The sequence below is a fragment of the Ktedonobacter sp. SOSP1-52 genome (genome assembly GCF_016587395.1).
The window spans coordinates 1144486-1161250 of sequence record NZ_BNJH01000003.1; the positions used below are offsets into that span (position 1 = coordinate 1144486).

Genomic DNA, 16765 nt, shown 5'->3' on the forward strand with positions numbered 1-16765 from the left:
TATATCATTCACTATCTTTCTCTTAGCGTCCGCTGCTGCTGCGAGACTGCGCGCGGCGTACCAGCGCGTCGGCGGTCACAGCCAGGACCAGGACGATACCTTCAACGATCTCTTTGATGTCGGTACCCTGGCTACGCAGGTCCAGACCATTCTCCAGGCCACCAATAATCAGTGCGCCCAGCACGACGGCCCAGACAGTGCCACGACCACCAAAGAGGCTCACGCCACCAATAACGGCTGCGGCGATTGCCTGCAGGGTCAGCGTCGGGCTGACGGCGCTGGCGACAGCCGTGGCGCGCGAAGCGGCGAGGATACCTCCCAGGGCGGCAAAGGCCGAGCAGAGGGTGAAGACCACGATACGGATGAGGACGACGTTAATACCAGCGCGACGCGCGGCCTCCATGTTGCCACCCACCGCGTAGACGTGGCGTCCAAAGCGCGTCTTCGTCATGATGAGCCACATTACCAGGAGCAGGCCAAAGAAGATGGCGACGCTATTTGGCACTCCCAGGAAGGTGCCATTGACTGGTCCTGGGGTGTTCTCCAGGACGGCGATTACGCCCTCGACAATGACGAAGGGAATCACGATGTTGGCTACCAGGCTCAAGGTTGACTTCACGCGCAACCCTTGCTGCTTGCGCCGCATCTGCTCAATGATCTGCCAGATCGCGTACAGGATCAGGATGGCGGTTGGTGCGCCAACTCCCAGCCAGTCCGGCAAGAAGCTGAAAGGGGTGCCCGCGATGGAGACAATCACCGGGTCATGCACGATCAAGGTTGACTGCCCATTGAGCAGGTACAGTAAGAGACCCGCGTACCCGATTGAACCCGCCAGGGTGACGATGAATGAGGGGACGCGCAATACTGCGATAAAGAGACCGTTAATAAATCCGGCCAATGCGCCTACCAGAATGCCCGCCGCCATCGCGACGTAGGGATCCACGCCCATGCGTGTCGAGAGCACACCTGTCACGACCGCGCCAAAGGTACCCACCGCCGCCAACGAGAGGTCGACCTCGCCAAGCAACAGCACCAGGGTCACGCCCAGGCCGTCAATACCAATGTTGACAATCTGTTGCAGCAGGTCTGACAGGTTTGCTGGTTTGAGGAACAGACCATCCGTGGTGATGGTAAAGTAGACAACGACAAGTACAAGTGTGAGCATGACTGGGAGAAAACCGAGGTCGCCTCGCAACAGTTGTCCCAGGGACCGCTTCTGTGTATATTCTGCTCGCTCAACACTGCCCGCGGCGCTTGTGCCCCGGGTGTTGGGCTTTTCTACTACATCGCTCATGATTCTTACTTTCCTCCCGGTACGCCGTTGCCGTTAGAGGCTGACTTGCCAAATTCCGCGCCTGTAATGGCGGCAATGACACGCTCGTTAGTGGTAGTATTGGCGTCAAAGGTGGCCACGCGCTGCCCCAGACGCATGACAATGATGCGGTCCGCGACCTCGAAGACGTCGGCCATGCTGTGTGAGATGACTACAACACCCAGACCCTGCTCGCGCAGGCGCCTGATCAAATTGAGAACCTGCCTGGTCTGCGCGACGCCCAGGGCCGCGGTCGGCTCGTCGAGAAGCACGACCTTCGCGTTGCGTAGAATGGTCTTGGCAACGGCGATCGACTGGCGCTGTCCACCTGAAAGCGTGGAGACAATGGCGCGTGCCGAAGGCAGTTTGACGTCCAGGGTGCGCAATACCTCCAGGCTGCGGCGCTCCATCTCGATCTCCGAGAGAGCTCCCACTGTGGTCAACTCATGCCCTAAGAACAGGTTAGAGACGACATCCAGGTTATCGCATAGCGCCAGGTCCTGGTACACGGTTTCAATACCCAGGCGGTTGGAGGTCTGTGGACTGCTAAGTGTGACCTGTTGCCCGTTGACAAAGACTTCACCTCCGTCGGCTGGCTGAACGCCTGAAATCGCTTTGACCAGGGTCGATTTGCCTGCGCCGTTATCGCCAACCAGGGCCACAACCTCTCCTGGATAGACCTCAAAATCTACATTATTTAGTGCGCGTACCGCGCCAAAATGCTTGCCGATGCCACGCATCTGCAAAATCGGCTGTCCTGCTGGTCTGCCACCGAAGGCCGCTGATGACTCCCGCGCCACTTGATCAGCCATAGAACCCTCCCAAATTGCTCGACTATTATGTTTACTCAGGGATAGACTCCGCTAGAGGCTCTCACCTCGCGGAGTCCATCGCGCACCATCTGAAAGAGGGGAAGAGTGGACAACTCTTGCGAGTCGCCAGCTCTTCCTTGCGTGAGGCTGACTAGCAGATGCCGCCGGCACCCGCGGGCAGACCTTTGCACAGATCGCCCTTGGTGACATAGTTGTCATCGAGAACGGTCTTGACGTTGGTCTTGTCGATTGCGACGGGCTGCTCGAGAACCGAGGGGACCGAACCACCATCGGCGGTCTTGGTGGTCGCGCCATTGGTGACGCTAGCTGTGTCGGTACCATCAGAGATGGCCTTCACCAGGTCAGCGGTGGCCTGCGCCTCTTTGCTGATAGCTTTGTAGACAGTCATCATCTGGTCGCCCAGGATGATGTTCTGCAAGCCAGCAACGGTCGCGTCCTGGCCAGTGACCAGTACTTTACCATTGAGCTGCTTGGCCTTCAGCGCGGCGATGACGGAGTTGGCCATACCGTCGTTGGCGACATAAGCGATCTGAACGTTGCCGTTCTGGGCATTGAGGGCGCCGTCCATCTCGGTACGGGCCTTGTCGTTGTCCCAGGCTGGGGTGTACTGATCATAGACCTTGGTCAATGATTTGGCGTCGACCAGGGGCTGGAGCTTGTTCAGGGCACCCTGGCGGAAGAGGATAGCGTTGTTGTCGGTCTGGGCACCGTTGATCATGACCATGTTGGTGCCATTCTTGGTGTAGTCCTTGTAGTGGTCGACGATGTACTGACCCTGGAGCTCACCAACTTTGACGTTGTCGAAGGAGACGTAGTAGTTGAGGTCCTTGGACTGAATCAGGCGGTCATAGGCAATGACGGGAACGCCACGGGACTTCGCTTTGGCGACGATCGCGGCCGCGGCCTGACCATCAAAAGGCGCGACGACCAGGATACAGGCACCCTTGGTCAGGGCGGTGTCGGCCTGGTTCTGCTGCTTGGTGGCATCCCCCTCAGCATTGTAGAACTGAGGCGCCTGGCCCACTGCCTTCGTGATGGCGTCGGTCAACAGAGGACGATCTTTGCTGTCCCAGCGCTCGGAGCTGGCAGTCTCGGGGAGCAGGACGCCGACATTTTTACAACCTTTGCCGTTGGCGGTGCTGCTGCTACCGGTGTTGCTGCCGGAGTTGTCGCCGCTGTTGCTGTTGCCGCAGGCCGCCAGGAGCATCGTCAAAACGAGCATGGCGAAGAGCGCGTAAAGGGGCTTGCGCTGACGAAATACTTTCATCGCTGAATCTTTTCCTTCCAATTGCTTGTGCTTGGTTCCCTTCCAATGGAAACCCAACTTCATTGAGAGCATCGAATGTTCGCATGTGCCGTTCATCATCGAACGATAAATGTTTGGGATAAGTCCCTATCCAGGCATACCCGGACACTTACAAAAAGGCGTTCTGCCGCTCATTACCTCCCTTCTTCCGGTACCATGATATATAAGCGCGTGCTTATGCAGCGCGGCGCCTCAGCCAGACATCACTTTAGCAGGTTTTACCGCTACACGCGCGGGTTCAGCCTCCTTCTGTGTCGCCTGTTCTTCACGCTCTACCAGAATACGTTCCCAGGACTTGAAAAACGGGTAATATATTAAAGCGGAAATCACGAGATTGACGCCTTGCAGGACACTGCCTCTCCAGTCTCCTCCAGTGGCGATAAACCCGCTTATTCCGACGGGAACGGTGAATGGCTGCATCACGATCGGTACATGCACGAGCCCCAGCGAGAACGCCAGGTAATTGATGCTCACCACGATGATGGGTACCAGGATAAACGGTATCATCATCAATGGATTGAGCACCATCGGCACACCAAAGGTGACCGGCTCGTTAATGTTAAAGATCGCAGGACCCAGGGCGACGCGGCCTACCGTGCGTAGCTGCGACGAACGTGAGCGCAGCATATAGATCACGAGCGGCCAGGTGGCTCCCGATCCACCCAGGTGCGAAAAGATGTGGAAGAATGGCTCGGTAACGATGCCATGTCCTCCTGTGGCATTAGCTGAGATCGTGGTAAGCCAGAATGGCAGGGCGATTGCCGTAACAATGTTCATGCCATGAATGCCTACCGACCAGAGCAACATCATCAGGATGATCTCCAAAATCGCCGCTGGATAACTATCCTGCACCACGACCAGTGGCTTGAAGACCTCCATGAGTAATAGCGGGAGTGTAAGCTGCTGTGTCTTCCCATCCGCGATAATCGTATGGGAGCTGATAAACCACTCCAGTAACCAGATCACGGTGATTAGAAAAAGTGTGGGTACCAGCGCTTCAAAGGCCCGCTTCACGTTTGGCGGCACCGTCTTGGGGAGGCGAATGGTATAGCGCGAATTGCGAAACCAGTACACCACCTCTGTGGTGCCAATACCCACCAGAATAGCCACCAGCAGACCCTGACCCCCAGTGAAGGCAGAATCTGCCCCAGTTTCAGCTCATTGAGATCCGTCACTGGCACATTGGCGATCAGAAAGACCACCATGGCCAGGATTCCCGGCTGAACCGCCTCCGTACGCCGGTACTGCGCCAGGCTATGCGCCACGCCAAAGGCCAGGAACAGGGCCATCAACCCGAATGAAAGCTCATACGGCACCAGGATCGCGTCCTGGTACGGCTTCAGCCACTCGGCCAGTGCTCCAATGGGCGGATTGGCGATGATGAGAAACAGGCTTCCCGCGATGATGAGTGGCAGCGTGAAGATAATGAAGGCGTCGCGAATCGCCTGCAAGTAGATACTACTTGCGATGGCCCCCAACGGAGGCACAAAATAGCGCTCAAAAATCTCGCTTATTCGCTCCATTGCCCTGTTCACGCCTTGCCTGCCTTGCTCAATAACGAGCTACTCTTCTCCCACACCGGAGAGGATCTGTTGGACCTGTTCTAGCACTGCCTCCCCGTTCATCGTCGCGTAATGAAAAGGCTCGATCATAGCGACTGGCTTACCAGCCTCATTAGCGATCTTCTCTATGCTCTTACGCAGATGACGGATCTGAGGCGCAAGCAGGACGATATCGCATTCGTCCACTCTGGACGTATACTCGCCCGCGCTCAATGCCTCAACGCTCAGTGCAAAATGTTGTTCCTGTGCCACAGCTAGCATACTTTCCACCAGGAGGCTTGTTGACATCCCCCAGCTACACACAATCAGGACTTGAACCATACGAAACCCTTCTGCCACGTCGTGTGGATGTTTGGTGCCTGGTGGTTGCTTTCTAGCACACTACGGACCAGGTTGTTTTTCCTACTCTCTATTACTGCAAGTCTCATGCCAATTAGTGTGCTACACACATAGCACACTTCTCCCCTCCCATCTGTGCGTTACTGTGCACCCCAAAGTGGAACGCTTTCTAACCATAGGCGCCCGATTTATCGAGCGCCTATGGTTTGGGATTGCCTTCCTGTAAATCGGGGAAGCTTCCTTAATTTGAACTATCGACTACACACAACTTTAACTATCGTATTGGTAAATTCGGATTGATGAATATATCTACCTGGCGCAAAATACCTACGATATTATACGCCTCCTCCTCCGGCAGGGTCCGCCCCACCTGGCTGCCTAAGACCTGCCAGGCCCGCCGACACACATCCAGCTCACGTGGATAATGCTTCTGCACGCGCTGTCGCACCTCGCCGCTGACTAGAAAGCGCCCCTGGTGCCCGCCTCGCTCCAGCACAGTTGCCAGGTGCACAATCAGGCCTGCCAGCACATCAATATCAAAGCTCTCCCCCACCTCGATCTCGATCATCTCCAACATACTCTCCAGCATTGGAAGCACGCGCCCTGGATTCAGGAAGAGTAGGCGCTCACTCAAGGTGCGCGCGATGGCCTCGAAGAGTTCGCGCCTCCCCTGGAAGGTGGGCGTCGTGCGCCTGGGCTGAGGCTGAAGCAGCGCCGGGTCGATGAGCGTGACGCCCAGCAATGTCCGTAGGCGTGCGATACCATCCCCAAAGAGCACCTCGGTCAATGAGATAAAGGGGATATGCGGCAAATGTGGATTGATCGTGCCAACGATGCCTACCACTTGCCTATCGCCTACCAAGCGTTGAATCTCGGCCTCCGTTTTGCCTGTGATGTTGATATCCATGCAGATAATCTCAACATCTTGCTCTTGCGTCTCCGGCAGGCGTTCATAAATAATCTCTGCCAGCTTAACGGCGCTTCCATGGCCCGTGATGCAGATCGAGAGGATGACTCGTGACTGGGGCGCATGGGAGTCATTATGCCCTGGAAAATTCTCTCCTCGTCCCTCCTCCGCTTGCTGTGCCGTCTCCGCCCAACCCCTGGTGTTGCCCGCGCCATTCTGCCCTACCTTCTCCTCGCTTGCGACCTGGCTTAAGCTCGCCGCCAGTTGCTCAAGCGCGATATGCTCTCCGCGCCGTGCCCGCCTGGAGGCCTCTACGACCAGGGGGGCGCTGACATTTGAGACCGTGTAAACTGCGATGCCCGTCCGTTGGGCGATCATATCTCCCAGCGAGAGCAGCGAGGCAAAGTCTACGAGTAGCAGGACACCATTCCCCTGGTCGGCCTTGCGTACACTCTGCTCTACCTGGTTGAGGATGGTCTCTGGTGTCTGATCCAGGTTCAACTCGATCGGCGCGACCGAATCAGCCCCAACTAATGTATTGGCCAGCTCCGCCAGCCCCGTGGCAATACCACGTCCATGCGCGGCGATGACGATACCCACGGTCGCGTGCTCGACGCTCAGCAGCGTATCGGCATTGGTAAAAAGGAGGGTCAGGACATTGGCTTCGCTGGCGGGTAGCGTAATCCCCAGTTCCGTTTGTACGCGTGCCAGGGCCGCCTGCGCGACTGCATATTCAATAGGATAGGTCTGGCGCACCGCTTGCATCCCTGGTACAGCCATTAAGGGCCTCTGGGCCATACGCTCAAGCATACTGGAGAGGTGCAGGGCCAGGACCAGGTCAAGCTTCTCGGGAAAAGCCCGCTGTAACTCTTCCTCCGCGAAGCGCACGACGGAGCGTGCCAGCGAAGAGACCCGTTCATCCACCAGGTGCGCCGCCTGGTTGGGACGTTCCTGGGTGACGGTCTGTGCGTAGTGCTGGAAATATTGCTGGATTTCAAGCTGGAGCAGCTTGGTAATCTCCTCCTCAGGTAGGCCGCTTTTACGTAGCGAGGCCAGGCCTGTGCTGATTGAATCGTACAGGTTGCGTGCCGACTCGCCGACCCCATTAAGGCTCAGCCCGCTCGGTGTAAAGATATGCGTCGCCTCCCAGACAGGTTGCTCCCCATCCGTGTCGTGTCGGAGGTCTTTGATACGCAACAGGCCACGCCGCACATGCTCTGGCAGCGTCTCAAGGTGCACATGAAGCTCATGCTGATTATTAGTGCGATACTCCAGGTAGGCGCGTGCACAGATCAACTGCACATCCGTGCGCAGTTGCCCAATATTGCCGGGGCAATCATAGAGTAGCAAGGCCTGCAAGACCTGGGGCGCGACCTGGATGTTAGCGCCAATACTACTACATTCCGCGTTAAAGAAGGCGCGAATCAGCTCATAACGCTCTCTGGAAGTACGCTCATTCAAGCCTGGGAGCGTAATCAGCATCGGAATGCGCCGCCTAAATGTCGGTAGGAGGGCTATGGCAGGATCTTCCGTGGTCGCTGCTATCAGCAGCAGTGAGGCCTGCCGCTCACGAATATCGCCCAGGCGCCGAAAGCGCTCCTGGTCCATCAGATAAAAAAGCATCTCCTGGCCCTCAGGCGGTAGGCGATGCACTTCATCCAGAAAGAGGATACCCCGGTGCGCCTGCTCGACCAGTCCCGCCCGGTCCCGGTCAGCTCCCGTATAAGCCCCCTTAACCACACCAAAGAGATGTCCCATCAACAACTGTGGATTGCCCGCGTAATCGGCGCAGTTAAAGCTGATAAAAGGCGCGTCGGGGGAGAGCGCGTTATGTTCCAGCGCGAAGCTATGCATCAGGCGCGCAAGCGTGGTCTTGCCTACACCGCTGGGACCATATAGGAGCGTATGCAGCCCGCGTGGTGGATAAAGAATTGCCGCCTTGGCCTGCTGTATCGCCACCTTCAGCCCCTCATGATGCCCGATCATCGTCTCAAAGCTAGTGATGACCGCACCCAGATCAGTCGAAGCCACAATCGTTTGCGGCCTACTCAGCACGAGTGGCGAGATGGGAAGTTCTTCCACCGGCTTTGGCACTGAGGCTGTTGCTACACGCAGATCGCGCGCCGCTGATACCACAGATGCAGCCTTATCTACAGAAGGAGCCTCAGCATCGCTCTTCTCCTTAAGCGCAAAAAGCACAGGACGCCCGGGAATCTTTTCAATCATCCCATCCTGTGCCAGTTGATTCAAATCTCGGCTAGCATTCGTCCGATCAATGCCCGCTTGCTGTGCAACCTCTTCCGCATTGAAGCCAGAATACCGCCTGAGCACGCTATTCTGACCTGGTCGCTGCTGAGTGCACAGGAAGCGCAGAGCCTCCAAGACACGCTCTTTGCGCTGCATGCATGGTCCTTTTTCTCGCTCCCAACCCACGCCTGGGGAAACATCCGGAGCAAATAATCTCATAGAAAGTAGAGCTTTTGTAGGCTTGCCCCCTAGTATACAAACCCCCATCGAAAAAGCAAATCCCCCCAATCCTCGCCCCCTCTTGCCCCCTCACCACCATAGGCGCCCGATTTATCGTGCGTGAGGCGATTTATCGCACAAATACTAAATTGCGACTATCACATCATAATACTCCTCCCATCTCCTCTCTGGCGATAACCGCTCTCACTAACACCCTACGCCCAGCACCACACGCAAAATGAGCACCCACACCTGCACCATTGCAAGCATAAATGCTCATCTTCAGAACGTCATCCAGCACCAGAACGGGCCAGAAGCCGTGATACATGTGCCATGTCCAACACCAGGCAGACATGGTAAAGCATGTTTTAAAACATGTCGTAAGACATGTCTTTTTTAAGTCACGCGGCGCGGGACCTGGTGAAGCGCCAGGCGTGCAACATCGCAGAGAGAACGAACTGGAACCCTCAGCCCCGTTATCACGCGAACGCCTCCCCTCTCAATCCCAACCATACCGCCTTTTCAACGCCCAACTTACAAAAGTCGAACATTTGTATTATATCACAATTCGTTCTAATAAAAAAATGCGAAAGAGGGTTGGCAGCTTACGGCTGCCAACCCTCTTTCGCATTTTTTTATTAGAACGAACTACTATTCTTCGCTGAGCGCACCGCATCTTTTGAAGTATCGGCAACATCCTGGCCCGTGCTCTTCACATCCGAAGCCGCATTCTGGCCAATGTTCTTCAGATTGCCAGCTGTATGCTGTAGAGTGCTTGAAGCCTGCTGAGCATAGCCCTTCAGGTTGTCCGCCGTGTGCGAAACGCGGTCGGTAATCTGCTGCTTGTACACCGTCAGTTGCTCGTTTTCGGGGAGATAGCCGCGCAGCTCATTTGTGCGCTCACTCACCAGGCGCCGCATCTCCTCGCCCTTCATAGGGGCGACCAGCAGACCAATGCCAACACCAACCAGCATTCCCTTGAAGAAGTTATTCATCTCCGCTCTATCCTTCCTTATGAATGAACGTCTGTCTTTTCACTCACTTAAAGCTACAGAATAAGTCCTGAAGCATACTACTAAGATAACGCACCATCTAAGCAATGAGTTTCAATCCCGCGCCTTTGCGAAATAACTTATATATGCCTTTATCTCAATAATTTTGTGGGTGAAACCCACAAAATTATTGAGATAACCCTCCACTCAGCGTCACCAGCAGCTCCATATAGCTCGCAAAAGCCGCATACGGCCCCACAAAAGGCAGCTCACGTGCTATTTCCTGTAGTCGTGCACCCGTATATCCCTTCTGCCCCAGGCTTCTCAACCAGGCCTTAGCCTTCTCCACCCGTGCGCGATCCTCCACGTTCAATGGCCGCTGTGGCAGCCCCCGCCCATAGTTATAGCGCTGCAATAGCTCTGGATCGAGCAGATAAGACTTCAGTAGGGGCACAATAATGCCATGCACAATGGCCTCGTCCATATAGGTGCGCAAATAGGCCGCCATAAGCCCTGGCTCAGGTGCCTGTGCCTGGCTCATCTGCTGGAGAAGCCTGCCTCTTTCCTCCATCCTGATCCGCACAGGATGGAGAAGCCGCCCCTCTCTATTTATACGGATCTCATGCAGCGGCCCAATAAGCGTTGCCCCATAACCCTGCCGCCCCACCCACCCTTCCAGCGTCGGCATACGCCGTGCCTGGGGCGTCACCTGACTCTGCCACTCCTGGGCCACCTGGCGCGTAATCGGCCAGCGCAGCCAGGTGCGCGGCGGCGTCACCTGCGAATCCAAAAATAACGCCTCATGTGCTATCTGTATCACCGCGTCAATAAAGGCCTCCTGCTTCTCGCGCCGATTGCTGCCAATAATCCAGGTATCTATAATGCCCGCCTTGCGGTAGGCCTCGTGACGCATCTGCCACTCCTCGATCTCCAGGGGCGCGCACTGATACTCCACCGCCTGGCACTGCCCATCCGTATGCCGCACAAAAACGTCCGCGATCCGGTTCGGCTCCGGCAACCTCTCCTCCAGCGTCACCTGCGCCTCGGGAAATTGCCCCTTCAACCACCTGGCCAGCACCGCCTTCCCCCGCATATGCTGTACCGACTCCCCCTCTGTGCTCCACGCACACTCTCCCCGCTGGTGCGCGAAATGCGGCTGCATCCGCTTCGCCCCACCACCGCGCAGATGCACCACCCCCCGACAATTGGGGCACTGTAACAGCCTGTCTCGCGACCACTCCTGCAATTGTTCCAGTGGCGTCTCGCTCGCCACCACCGTCTGACCCTCCGGTCCATACGCAACCAGCATAGCGCCTACCTCATTCAGCTTGTCCACAAGCGCAATAACACCTTGCCCACAAAACGCGACAAAATTCTGGTAGGGACCCGCTTTAGCGCGTCCAAAGGCGATTAATCGCCTGTAGGCGCAGCCCAAACCGTTCCTATTCGACATCTCGCAGGGTGTATTATTTACTGCCCAGCAAAAAAACGCTTACTCCCCACTGCTATCAATGGTATTTACACGCAGGCAGCCCACTTCCTACCGACCAGGCAACAGAGCGTAGCCGCGTACGCAAGTAGCGAGCCCACTGGCAATGCAATGCCAGAGACGCGGACATTATTGGCCACTGACTCGTTTTGAAATCGCCCATCTCTTGCGCGGAAAATCGAACAGCCAATTCGCTTGACGCAGCGTAGTATAGCCCAGGATCAAATCCATAGGTATGTCGATATGGGAATTCACGTGTGGCAGGTCAACTCCAGCCACTTTATGAGGCGAAAACGCATAATTCCCAATTATAGGAGACGTCATGATGAAGAGAGGCGTTTCCACCTGGGCTCCTGTCGAGTCTGTTCCTTGAGATTGCCCTACTTCCTGAAAAAAAGCGGGATACTTTTTGATAAAGCTCATGTCTGCCAGGGTTATTCCAGCCCCAGTATCCCATACTGCTGCCGCCTCGATCTCTCCGAACCGAAGAGTCACGTAAGGATGAAACTTCTTGTCCAGAATCAGCTCTTGAAAAGGCGAGCTGGACTCCGGTTCATCTTGAATGACAACCCTCTGTTCATCAAATAAAAAGTAGCAGCAAGAGTCTTTGAGAAGATCCATCCCGATCAAATTTGCTCTCACAGAGTGATTTGCTTCCACACGACTGAGCAAAACGTTGTGTTTGCAGATCGGACCAAGCTCAATCATTGGAACCCGAATCAACTCCAGGTGCCCTGCTGCAAAAACTCCTGATGAGTCCCTCTTCTCGATGCAATCGAATGTGGATGTATAATCGTCGGAAGTAATACTGCTTGTCGCTGCACCAGTATCAAGAAGAAAACGGTAAGGGGAGCCGCCAATGGTTCCGTCAACAAGGACTTCGGCAGCGTCGCTATCTTCTTCATCCGGCTTGATAATCAAATCGAATCCGTTCATGTTATCTCCTTTTGGTAAACGCTCGCCCAGCATTTGTTAACTTCCTGCTTCACCATCTCCACCAGCATAGCCGCGTCCCCTGTGCCCTTTAGGGTAGTAAGTAGCGCCCTGCTCTCATGAGTTTGTATCAGTCTATATAATAATATATCGCAAGCAATGACCCTATAGTGCTCTCCTGGAAGTCACACTTCGTAGTAGCGTTCTTAAATAGCGTAGACGACAACTGTGGATGAACACAGGTGCAGTACAAGGAAAAGACATGAAACACTCCGTTCTACGGAAAACTCTCTGTCTGGCCCTCCTTAGCACTGTCTTTGCTATCGCCTTAGTCATAACCACAGCAACAAGCACATCCGCAGCCACCCTCGCATCCACGAAGGTGCAGACCCCCATAACCGTAAATATAGGTAGCCACGCTATACAGTGGGGGCCTGGCTGGGGAGGCGGCTGGGGTTGGCGCGGTGGAGGCTGGGGTTGGCGTGGCGGCGGCTGGGGCTGGCGTGGAGGCTGGGGACCTGGTTGGGGAGGCGGCTGGGGCTGGCGCGGTGGAGGCTGGGGACCCGGTTGGGGAGGCGGTTGGGGCTGGCGAAGTAGCTGGGGTTGGGGACCCCGTTGGGGCTGGCGCGGTGGTTGGGGAGGCGGCTGGGGCTGGCGCGGCGGTGGTTGGGGCCCCGGTTGGGGAGGAGGCTGGGGAGGCGGCTGGTAGAGAGAAAACAACGCAACCTATCACCTGGCGCGACACCCTTAAGTCGCGCCAGGTGATAATAATGTACCCTTCACTCCCCGCCCCTCACGCGTAGCCACACACCAATAGCAGCACGCCCATGCGCCCTGTCGATGTTGCCTTGTCCCATCTGTACGTCTGCGTCGCCCCCCCGTACCGCCCCTAACGCGTAGCCGCGTACGCAAGTAGCGGGCTCCCTCTCTGTCTACTCAATTTCTTCAATATTTCCTCTTTTACTTGACAAGCCATCTCCTGTCGGGCATACTATAAATGTATATCGCATAATATTATAAAATTGCATTGCATTGTATTCTGCATCTTCCATCTCTCTACCTCGTGAAAACGTCCCTCTACTTCCCACATGGAGGCTTACATGACGAAACACGACCAGCAGGCCTACACCAACCTCTTCGCTCGCCCCTTTATGCCCTTCACCGGACTGAATGACCTCATTCAGCCCTCGTCCATAACAAGCATTTGGCCCATCCACAATCTGCTTCCCATAGGCTTGACGCTCCTCAGCGGCGAATCGCGTTCCGGAAAGACCTCTCTCGCCCTCCAGCTCATGCTTAATGTCACGCAGGGTCAGTCTTCCTTCGCTGGCGAGGCTCGTGATGACTCCCAACCCTTCAAATCCACTCGCGGCCATGCCTTCTATCTCGGCCTCGATCATTCTCTGCTCCGCCTTCACGAACTCCGCTCGCGCCTGTTGTCGGCCCAACTCGGCACTCCCCCACCCAACAATCTCTTCTTTACCAATACCTGGACCCCTCTTACGCCCACCGAGGGTTTGTACGAGCTTCAAAGCTGGCTTACTAACTCTCCCGATACACACCTGCTCGTGATCGATAACCTGGCCTCTCTGCGCCCCCTCTTCAAAGGCAATGACCGCGAACTACTCGCCCTCCTGCGTCGCCTTGCCGAGCAACAAGATATCAGCATTCTCGTTCTCCATACCTGTAAGCGTTCCTCCTCCCTGACGGCCTCCGTCGATCATCACCTCCATCTCAAACGCCTCCCCGTCTCCAACTACTATCATCTCGATGTCCTCGGCTCCTCGCTTGCTCCCTTCTCCCTTACCCTCCATTGCCCAACCTCTCACATTCATTTCCGTCACGCCTCCCTCGAAGAGAATCTCGCCCTCACAACACTCAGCGCCCATAAAACTCTCACCCCCGAACGCGTCACCATCCTCCACCTGATCCACACCTGCGAACACCCCCTTTCACCCGCCCAGGTCACAGCCGCGCTTGGCCTCGACTACACCTGCGTGCGCCAACTCCTCAGCAAAATGGCCCGCGCCAACCTGCTATACACCACCTCTCGCGGCCACTATACCCTTCACCCCTTCATCAAGCCTCTCGTCCCCGAACTCCTGGCCCAGTATCCCCACCAGCTCAAATTCGAGATCGCTCACATTCTCCCCACCCCCGATTCCGAAGACACCCACTCCTCAAACCCCTCCGACACTCCCGAATCCTCTACCCCCAACACCCCCCATTCGACCCAACCTCCTGACACCACCTCCAATCTCGCATCCCAAATTCGGATCGCTCACAACCTCACTCCCCCTTCCCCCACCCTCCTCACCAACCCAAATACAAATACCTATCCTGACTAATGTGATGTGCAAGTTGGTGCAAACGGGGTCCAGGGGCGGCACCCCTGGCGGGGTTCGGGGCTTCCTTTCCGCTCGCCTGAGCCAACAGGCTAGGTGCGAAAGTGCCGCGGCGCCCCCGAATGGGGGTTGGCGAGCGGAATAAGAAACCAGTCCCCGAAAAAAACTTTTTACTTTTTTGTTTGCCGCCGCAGGCGGCAAACAAAAAAGTAAAACTTAATCTTGCCCTCAGCAAACATACATGCTATCCTGTATGCCTATATGGCCGTGCTCGTCGTTTGTCACGCCTGGGCTAAGAGGTGTGTTATGCTCGATCTAAATACTATTCCTATTATAGATAATCATTGCCATCCCTTCCTGCTTCAGCAGCGGATGGATGCTCAGACTTTTCGTGGCTACTTCAGCGAGGCGACACATCCCAGCTTTGCCCAGAAGCATGTCTCGCATTCCATCTACTACCTCTGGTTTTTGCGCCAGGCCGCAGCCTTCTATGGCTGCAAACCGCTTGAAGATGAGATAATCGCGGCTCGCTCACGCTTCGATGCCGCCGACCAGGTGCACCGCCTTTTCGCGGACGCCCATATTGAGGCCCTGGTGCTCGACTCTGCCTACCCACCGCCCACAACCTGTTATGCTCCCGAGCAAATTGCCAGTCAGGGCGGCCTCCGGGTAGCGACCCTCCTGCGCCTGGAGATCCTGATGCAAGATCTTATTCAGGCCTATACCGATTTCGGTGAGGTAGTTGCGCGCTATCGCGAGACGGTGCGCCAGGCGCGCGAGCTTGGCTATAGCGGGCTGAAGAGTATCGTGGCCTACCGCACTGGCCTGGAGATCGCAGAGTGGTCAAAAGATGAGGCGGTCGCGGCCTTTACCGAGGCCCGCGCCCAGGCTACCCAACATGGCGAGCTACGCTTAATGCACAAGCCCCTGCTCGACTATCTCTTACATCAAGCCTTTGAGCAGGCAGCTGAGCAAGAGCTTCCAGTGCAGTTTCATACCGGCTATGGCGATGGCGATACCGATATGCGCCTGGGCAATCCGCTACACCTGCGCGCCATCTTCGAGCGGGGCGACTATCAGCGTATGCCCATCGTCCTTCTACACGAAAGCTATCCCTATGTGCAGCTTGGGGCCTACCTGGCCGCGATCTATCCCAATGTCTACTTTGATCTCTCGTATACCATTCCCTTTGTCGAAAAACTTGAAATGCTCACATTCACCCGCCAGGCCCTGAGCATCGCGCCCGCTAGCAAGCTGACCTATAGCTCTGACGGTATCAATGTCCCTGAAATGCTCTGGGTGGGCGCCAAACGCGTCCGCACCATCCTGGCCCAGGTCCTGCAAGAGATGATCGACGCCGACGAACTAGACACATCTCAGGCCCAGCACCTGGCCCGCCTGATCCTGCACGACAACGCCGCCCAACTCTATTTTAAAATATGATCCGGCCACGCAACCAACTATCAAATCCCATAGCGCTCCATCAAACTTCGATTGACGGATTTTGGCGCGAGGCGAAAAGCCAAAGAGAGCCAGAGTTTTGCATCAAATGAAGCTTGATAGATCAATAGGCGCCCGATTTATCGCGCGCGAGGCGATTTATCGCAGTGATATGGGTGCGTGGTCACGCCTGATCCATGCCATAGGCAAAATAGATCTGTATAGGCTATCAGGGGAATGCAGCCGCCCTCCTGCATGGGCGGGAGCCGGCAACCCAACATCATGGAGAAATATCAATGTCTGAATCACTTAATTCTGTGACGAATCTCGCCCAATTTCGCATTGGGATCTCTGCCCTGATCTTTCGCCAGGGCCAGATCCTCCTGGCCCACCGCAGCGATATCGACTGGTGGAACCTGCCCGGTGGCGGCATGGAACTTGGAGAGACGCTTGAGCAGACCGTCAGTCGCGAGGTCCTGGAAGAAACAGGCCTCCAGGTCGCCATCGAGCGCCTCGTAGGCGTCTATTCCAAGCCCCAGAAGCAAGAGGTTGTCCTCTCCTTCCTCTGTCGCATCACTGGCGGCGAACTGACTACCACGCTCGAATCCCGCGAATGCCGCTTCTTCTCCCCAGATGCCATCCCCGCTAACACCCTCCCCAAGCATCGCCAGCGCATCGAAGACGTCCTCCTCAACCAGGAACGCGCCCTCATCCGCAACCAGCTCTCCAGCACCTCCCACGACCAGAACCTCCCCAATGCTTAATACAACGTCTTTTTTATATTATTCGGGTTGGAGGCGTAGAGTGTTGTGCCAGCCTGCGGCTGGCACAACACTCTACG

12 protein-coding genes and 1 pseudogene are annotated in these 16765 nt (G+C 56.0%); 4 read left to right on the forward strand and 9 right to left on the reverse strand.

Going from position 1 to position 16765, the window contains the following annotated elements; translation table 11 throughout:
* Positions 1 to 22: 22 nt before the first annotated feature.
* The 9 genes and pseudogenes from JMJ16_RS30355 to JMJ16_RS30400 form a co-directional block, all read right to left on the reverse strand.
* Positions 23 to 1294 (reverse strand): sugar ABC transporter permease, encoded by a 1272-nt coding sequence (locus tag JMJ16_RS30355; protein ID WP_201387675.1) that lies wholly within the window; start codon positions 1292 to 1294, stop codon positions 23 to 25.
* A gap of 5 nt (positions 1295 to 1299) precedes the next feature.
* The gene (locus JMJ16_RS30360; RefSeq protein ID WP_201387677.1) at positions 1300 to 2124 is read right to left on the reverse strand and encodes an ATP-binding cassette domain-containing protein; all 825 of its coding nucleotides are present in this window, start codon (positions 2122 to 2124) and stop codon (positions 1300 to 1302) included.
* Between the two features lie 151 nt (positions 2125 to 2275).
* Positions 2276 to 3511 carry a sugar ABC transporter substrate-binding protein gene (locus tag JMJ16_RS30365; protein ID WP_201387679.1) on the reverse strand — a complete coding sequence of 412 codons (1236 nt, stop codon included), beginning with the start codon at positions 3509 to 3511 and terminating at the stop codon, positions 2276 to 2278.
* 132 nt (positions 3512 to 3643) lie between these two features.
* Positions 3644 to 4974, reverse strand: a pseudogene (locus tag JMJ16_RS30370) (PTS sugar transporter subunit IIC).
* A gap of 39 nt (positions 4975 to 5013) precedes the next feature.
* Positions 5014 to 5334 carry a PTS sugar transporter subunit IIB gene (locus JMJ16_RS30380; RefSeq protein WP_201379154.1) on the reverse strand — a complete coding sequence of 107 codons (321 nt, stop codon included), beginning with the start codon at positions 5332 to 5334 and terminating at the stop codon, positions 5014 to 5016.
* Between the two features lie 292 nt (positions 5335 to 5626).
* Complete coding sequence (locus tag JMJ16_RS30385; protein ID WP_201387686.1) at positions 5627 to 8662, reverse strand: sigma 54-interacting transcriptional regulator; 3036 nt, start codon at positions 8660 to 8662, stop codon at positions 5627 to 5629.
* A gap of 701 nt (positions 8663 to 9363) precedes the next feature.
* Positions 9364 to 9720: a YtxH domain-containing protein gene (locus JMJ16_RS30390; protein WP_201387688.1), complete on the reverse strand. Its 357-nt coding sequence runs from the start codon at positions 9718 to 9720 to the stop codon at positions 9364 to 9366.
* A gap of 184 nt (positions 9721 to 9904) precedes the next feature.
* A complete protein-coding gene (locus tag JMJ16_RS30395; RefSeq protein WP_201387690.1) occupies positions 9905 to 11053 on the reverse strand; it encodes a competence protein CoiA in 1149 nt (382 codons plus the stop codon).
* A gap of 282 nt (positions 11054 to 11335) precedes the next feature.
* On the reverse strand, positions 11336 to 12142 hold the full coding sequence (locus tag JMJ16_RS30400; RefSeq protein ID WP_201387691.1) for a retropepsin-like aspartic protease: 807 nt from the start codon (positions 12140 to 12142) through the stop codon (positions 11336 to 11338).
* 259 nt (positions 12143 to 12401) lie between these two features.
* On the opposite strand from JMJ16_RS30400, the gene JMJ16_RS30405 reads away from it, so the two are divergent.
* The 4 genes from JMJ16_RS30405 (at position 12402) to JMJ16_RS30420 (ending at position 16688) form a co-directional block, all read left to right on the forward strand.
* The gene (locus tag JMJ16_RS30405) at positions 12402 to 12848 is read left to right on the forward strand and encodes a hypothetical protein (protein ID WP_201387693.1); all 447 of its coding nucleotides are present in this window, start codon (positions 12402 to 12404) and stop codon (positions 12846 to 12848) included.
* 391 nt (positions 12849 to 13239) lie between these two features.
* Positions 13240 to 14487, forward strand: coding sequence for an AAA family ATPase (locus JMJ16_RS30410; RefSeq protein ID WP_236601745.1), 1248 nt, complete (start codon positions 13240 to 13242; stop codon positions 14485 to 14487).
* Between the two features lie 303 nt (positions 14488 to 14790).
* Positions 14791 to 15927: an amidohydrolase family protein gene (locus JMJ16_RS30415; protein ID WP_201387695.1), complete on the forward strand. Its 1137-nt coding sequence runs from the start codon at positions 14791 to 14793 to the stop codon at positions 15925 to 15927.
* Between the two features lie 293 nt (positions 15928 to 16220).
* Positions 16221 to 16688, forward strand: a complete 468-nt coding sequence (locus tag JMJ16_RS30420) for an NUDIX hydrolase (RefSeq protein ID WP_201387697.1) — start codon at positions 16221 to 16223, stop codon at positions 16686 to 16688.
* Positions 16689 to 16765 lie beyond the last annotated feature (77 nt).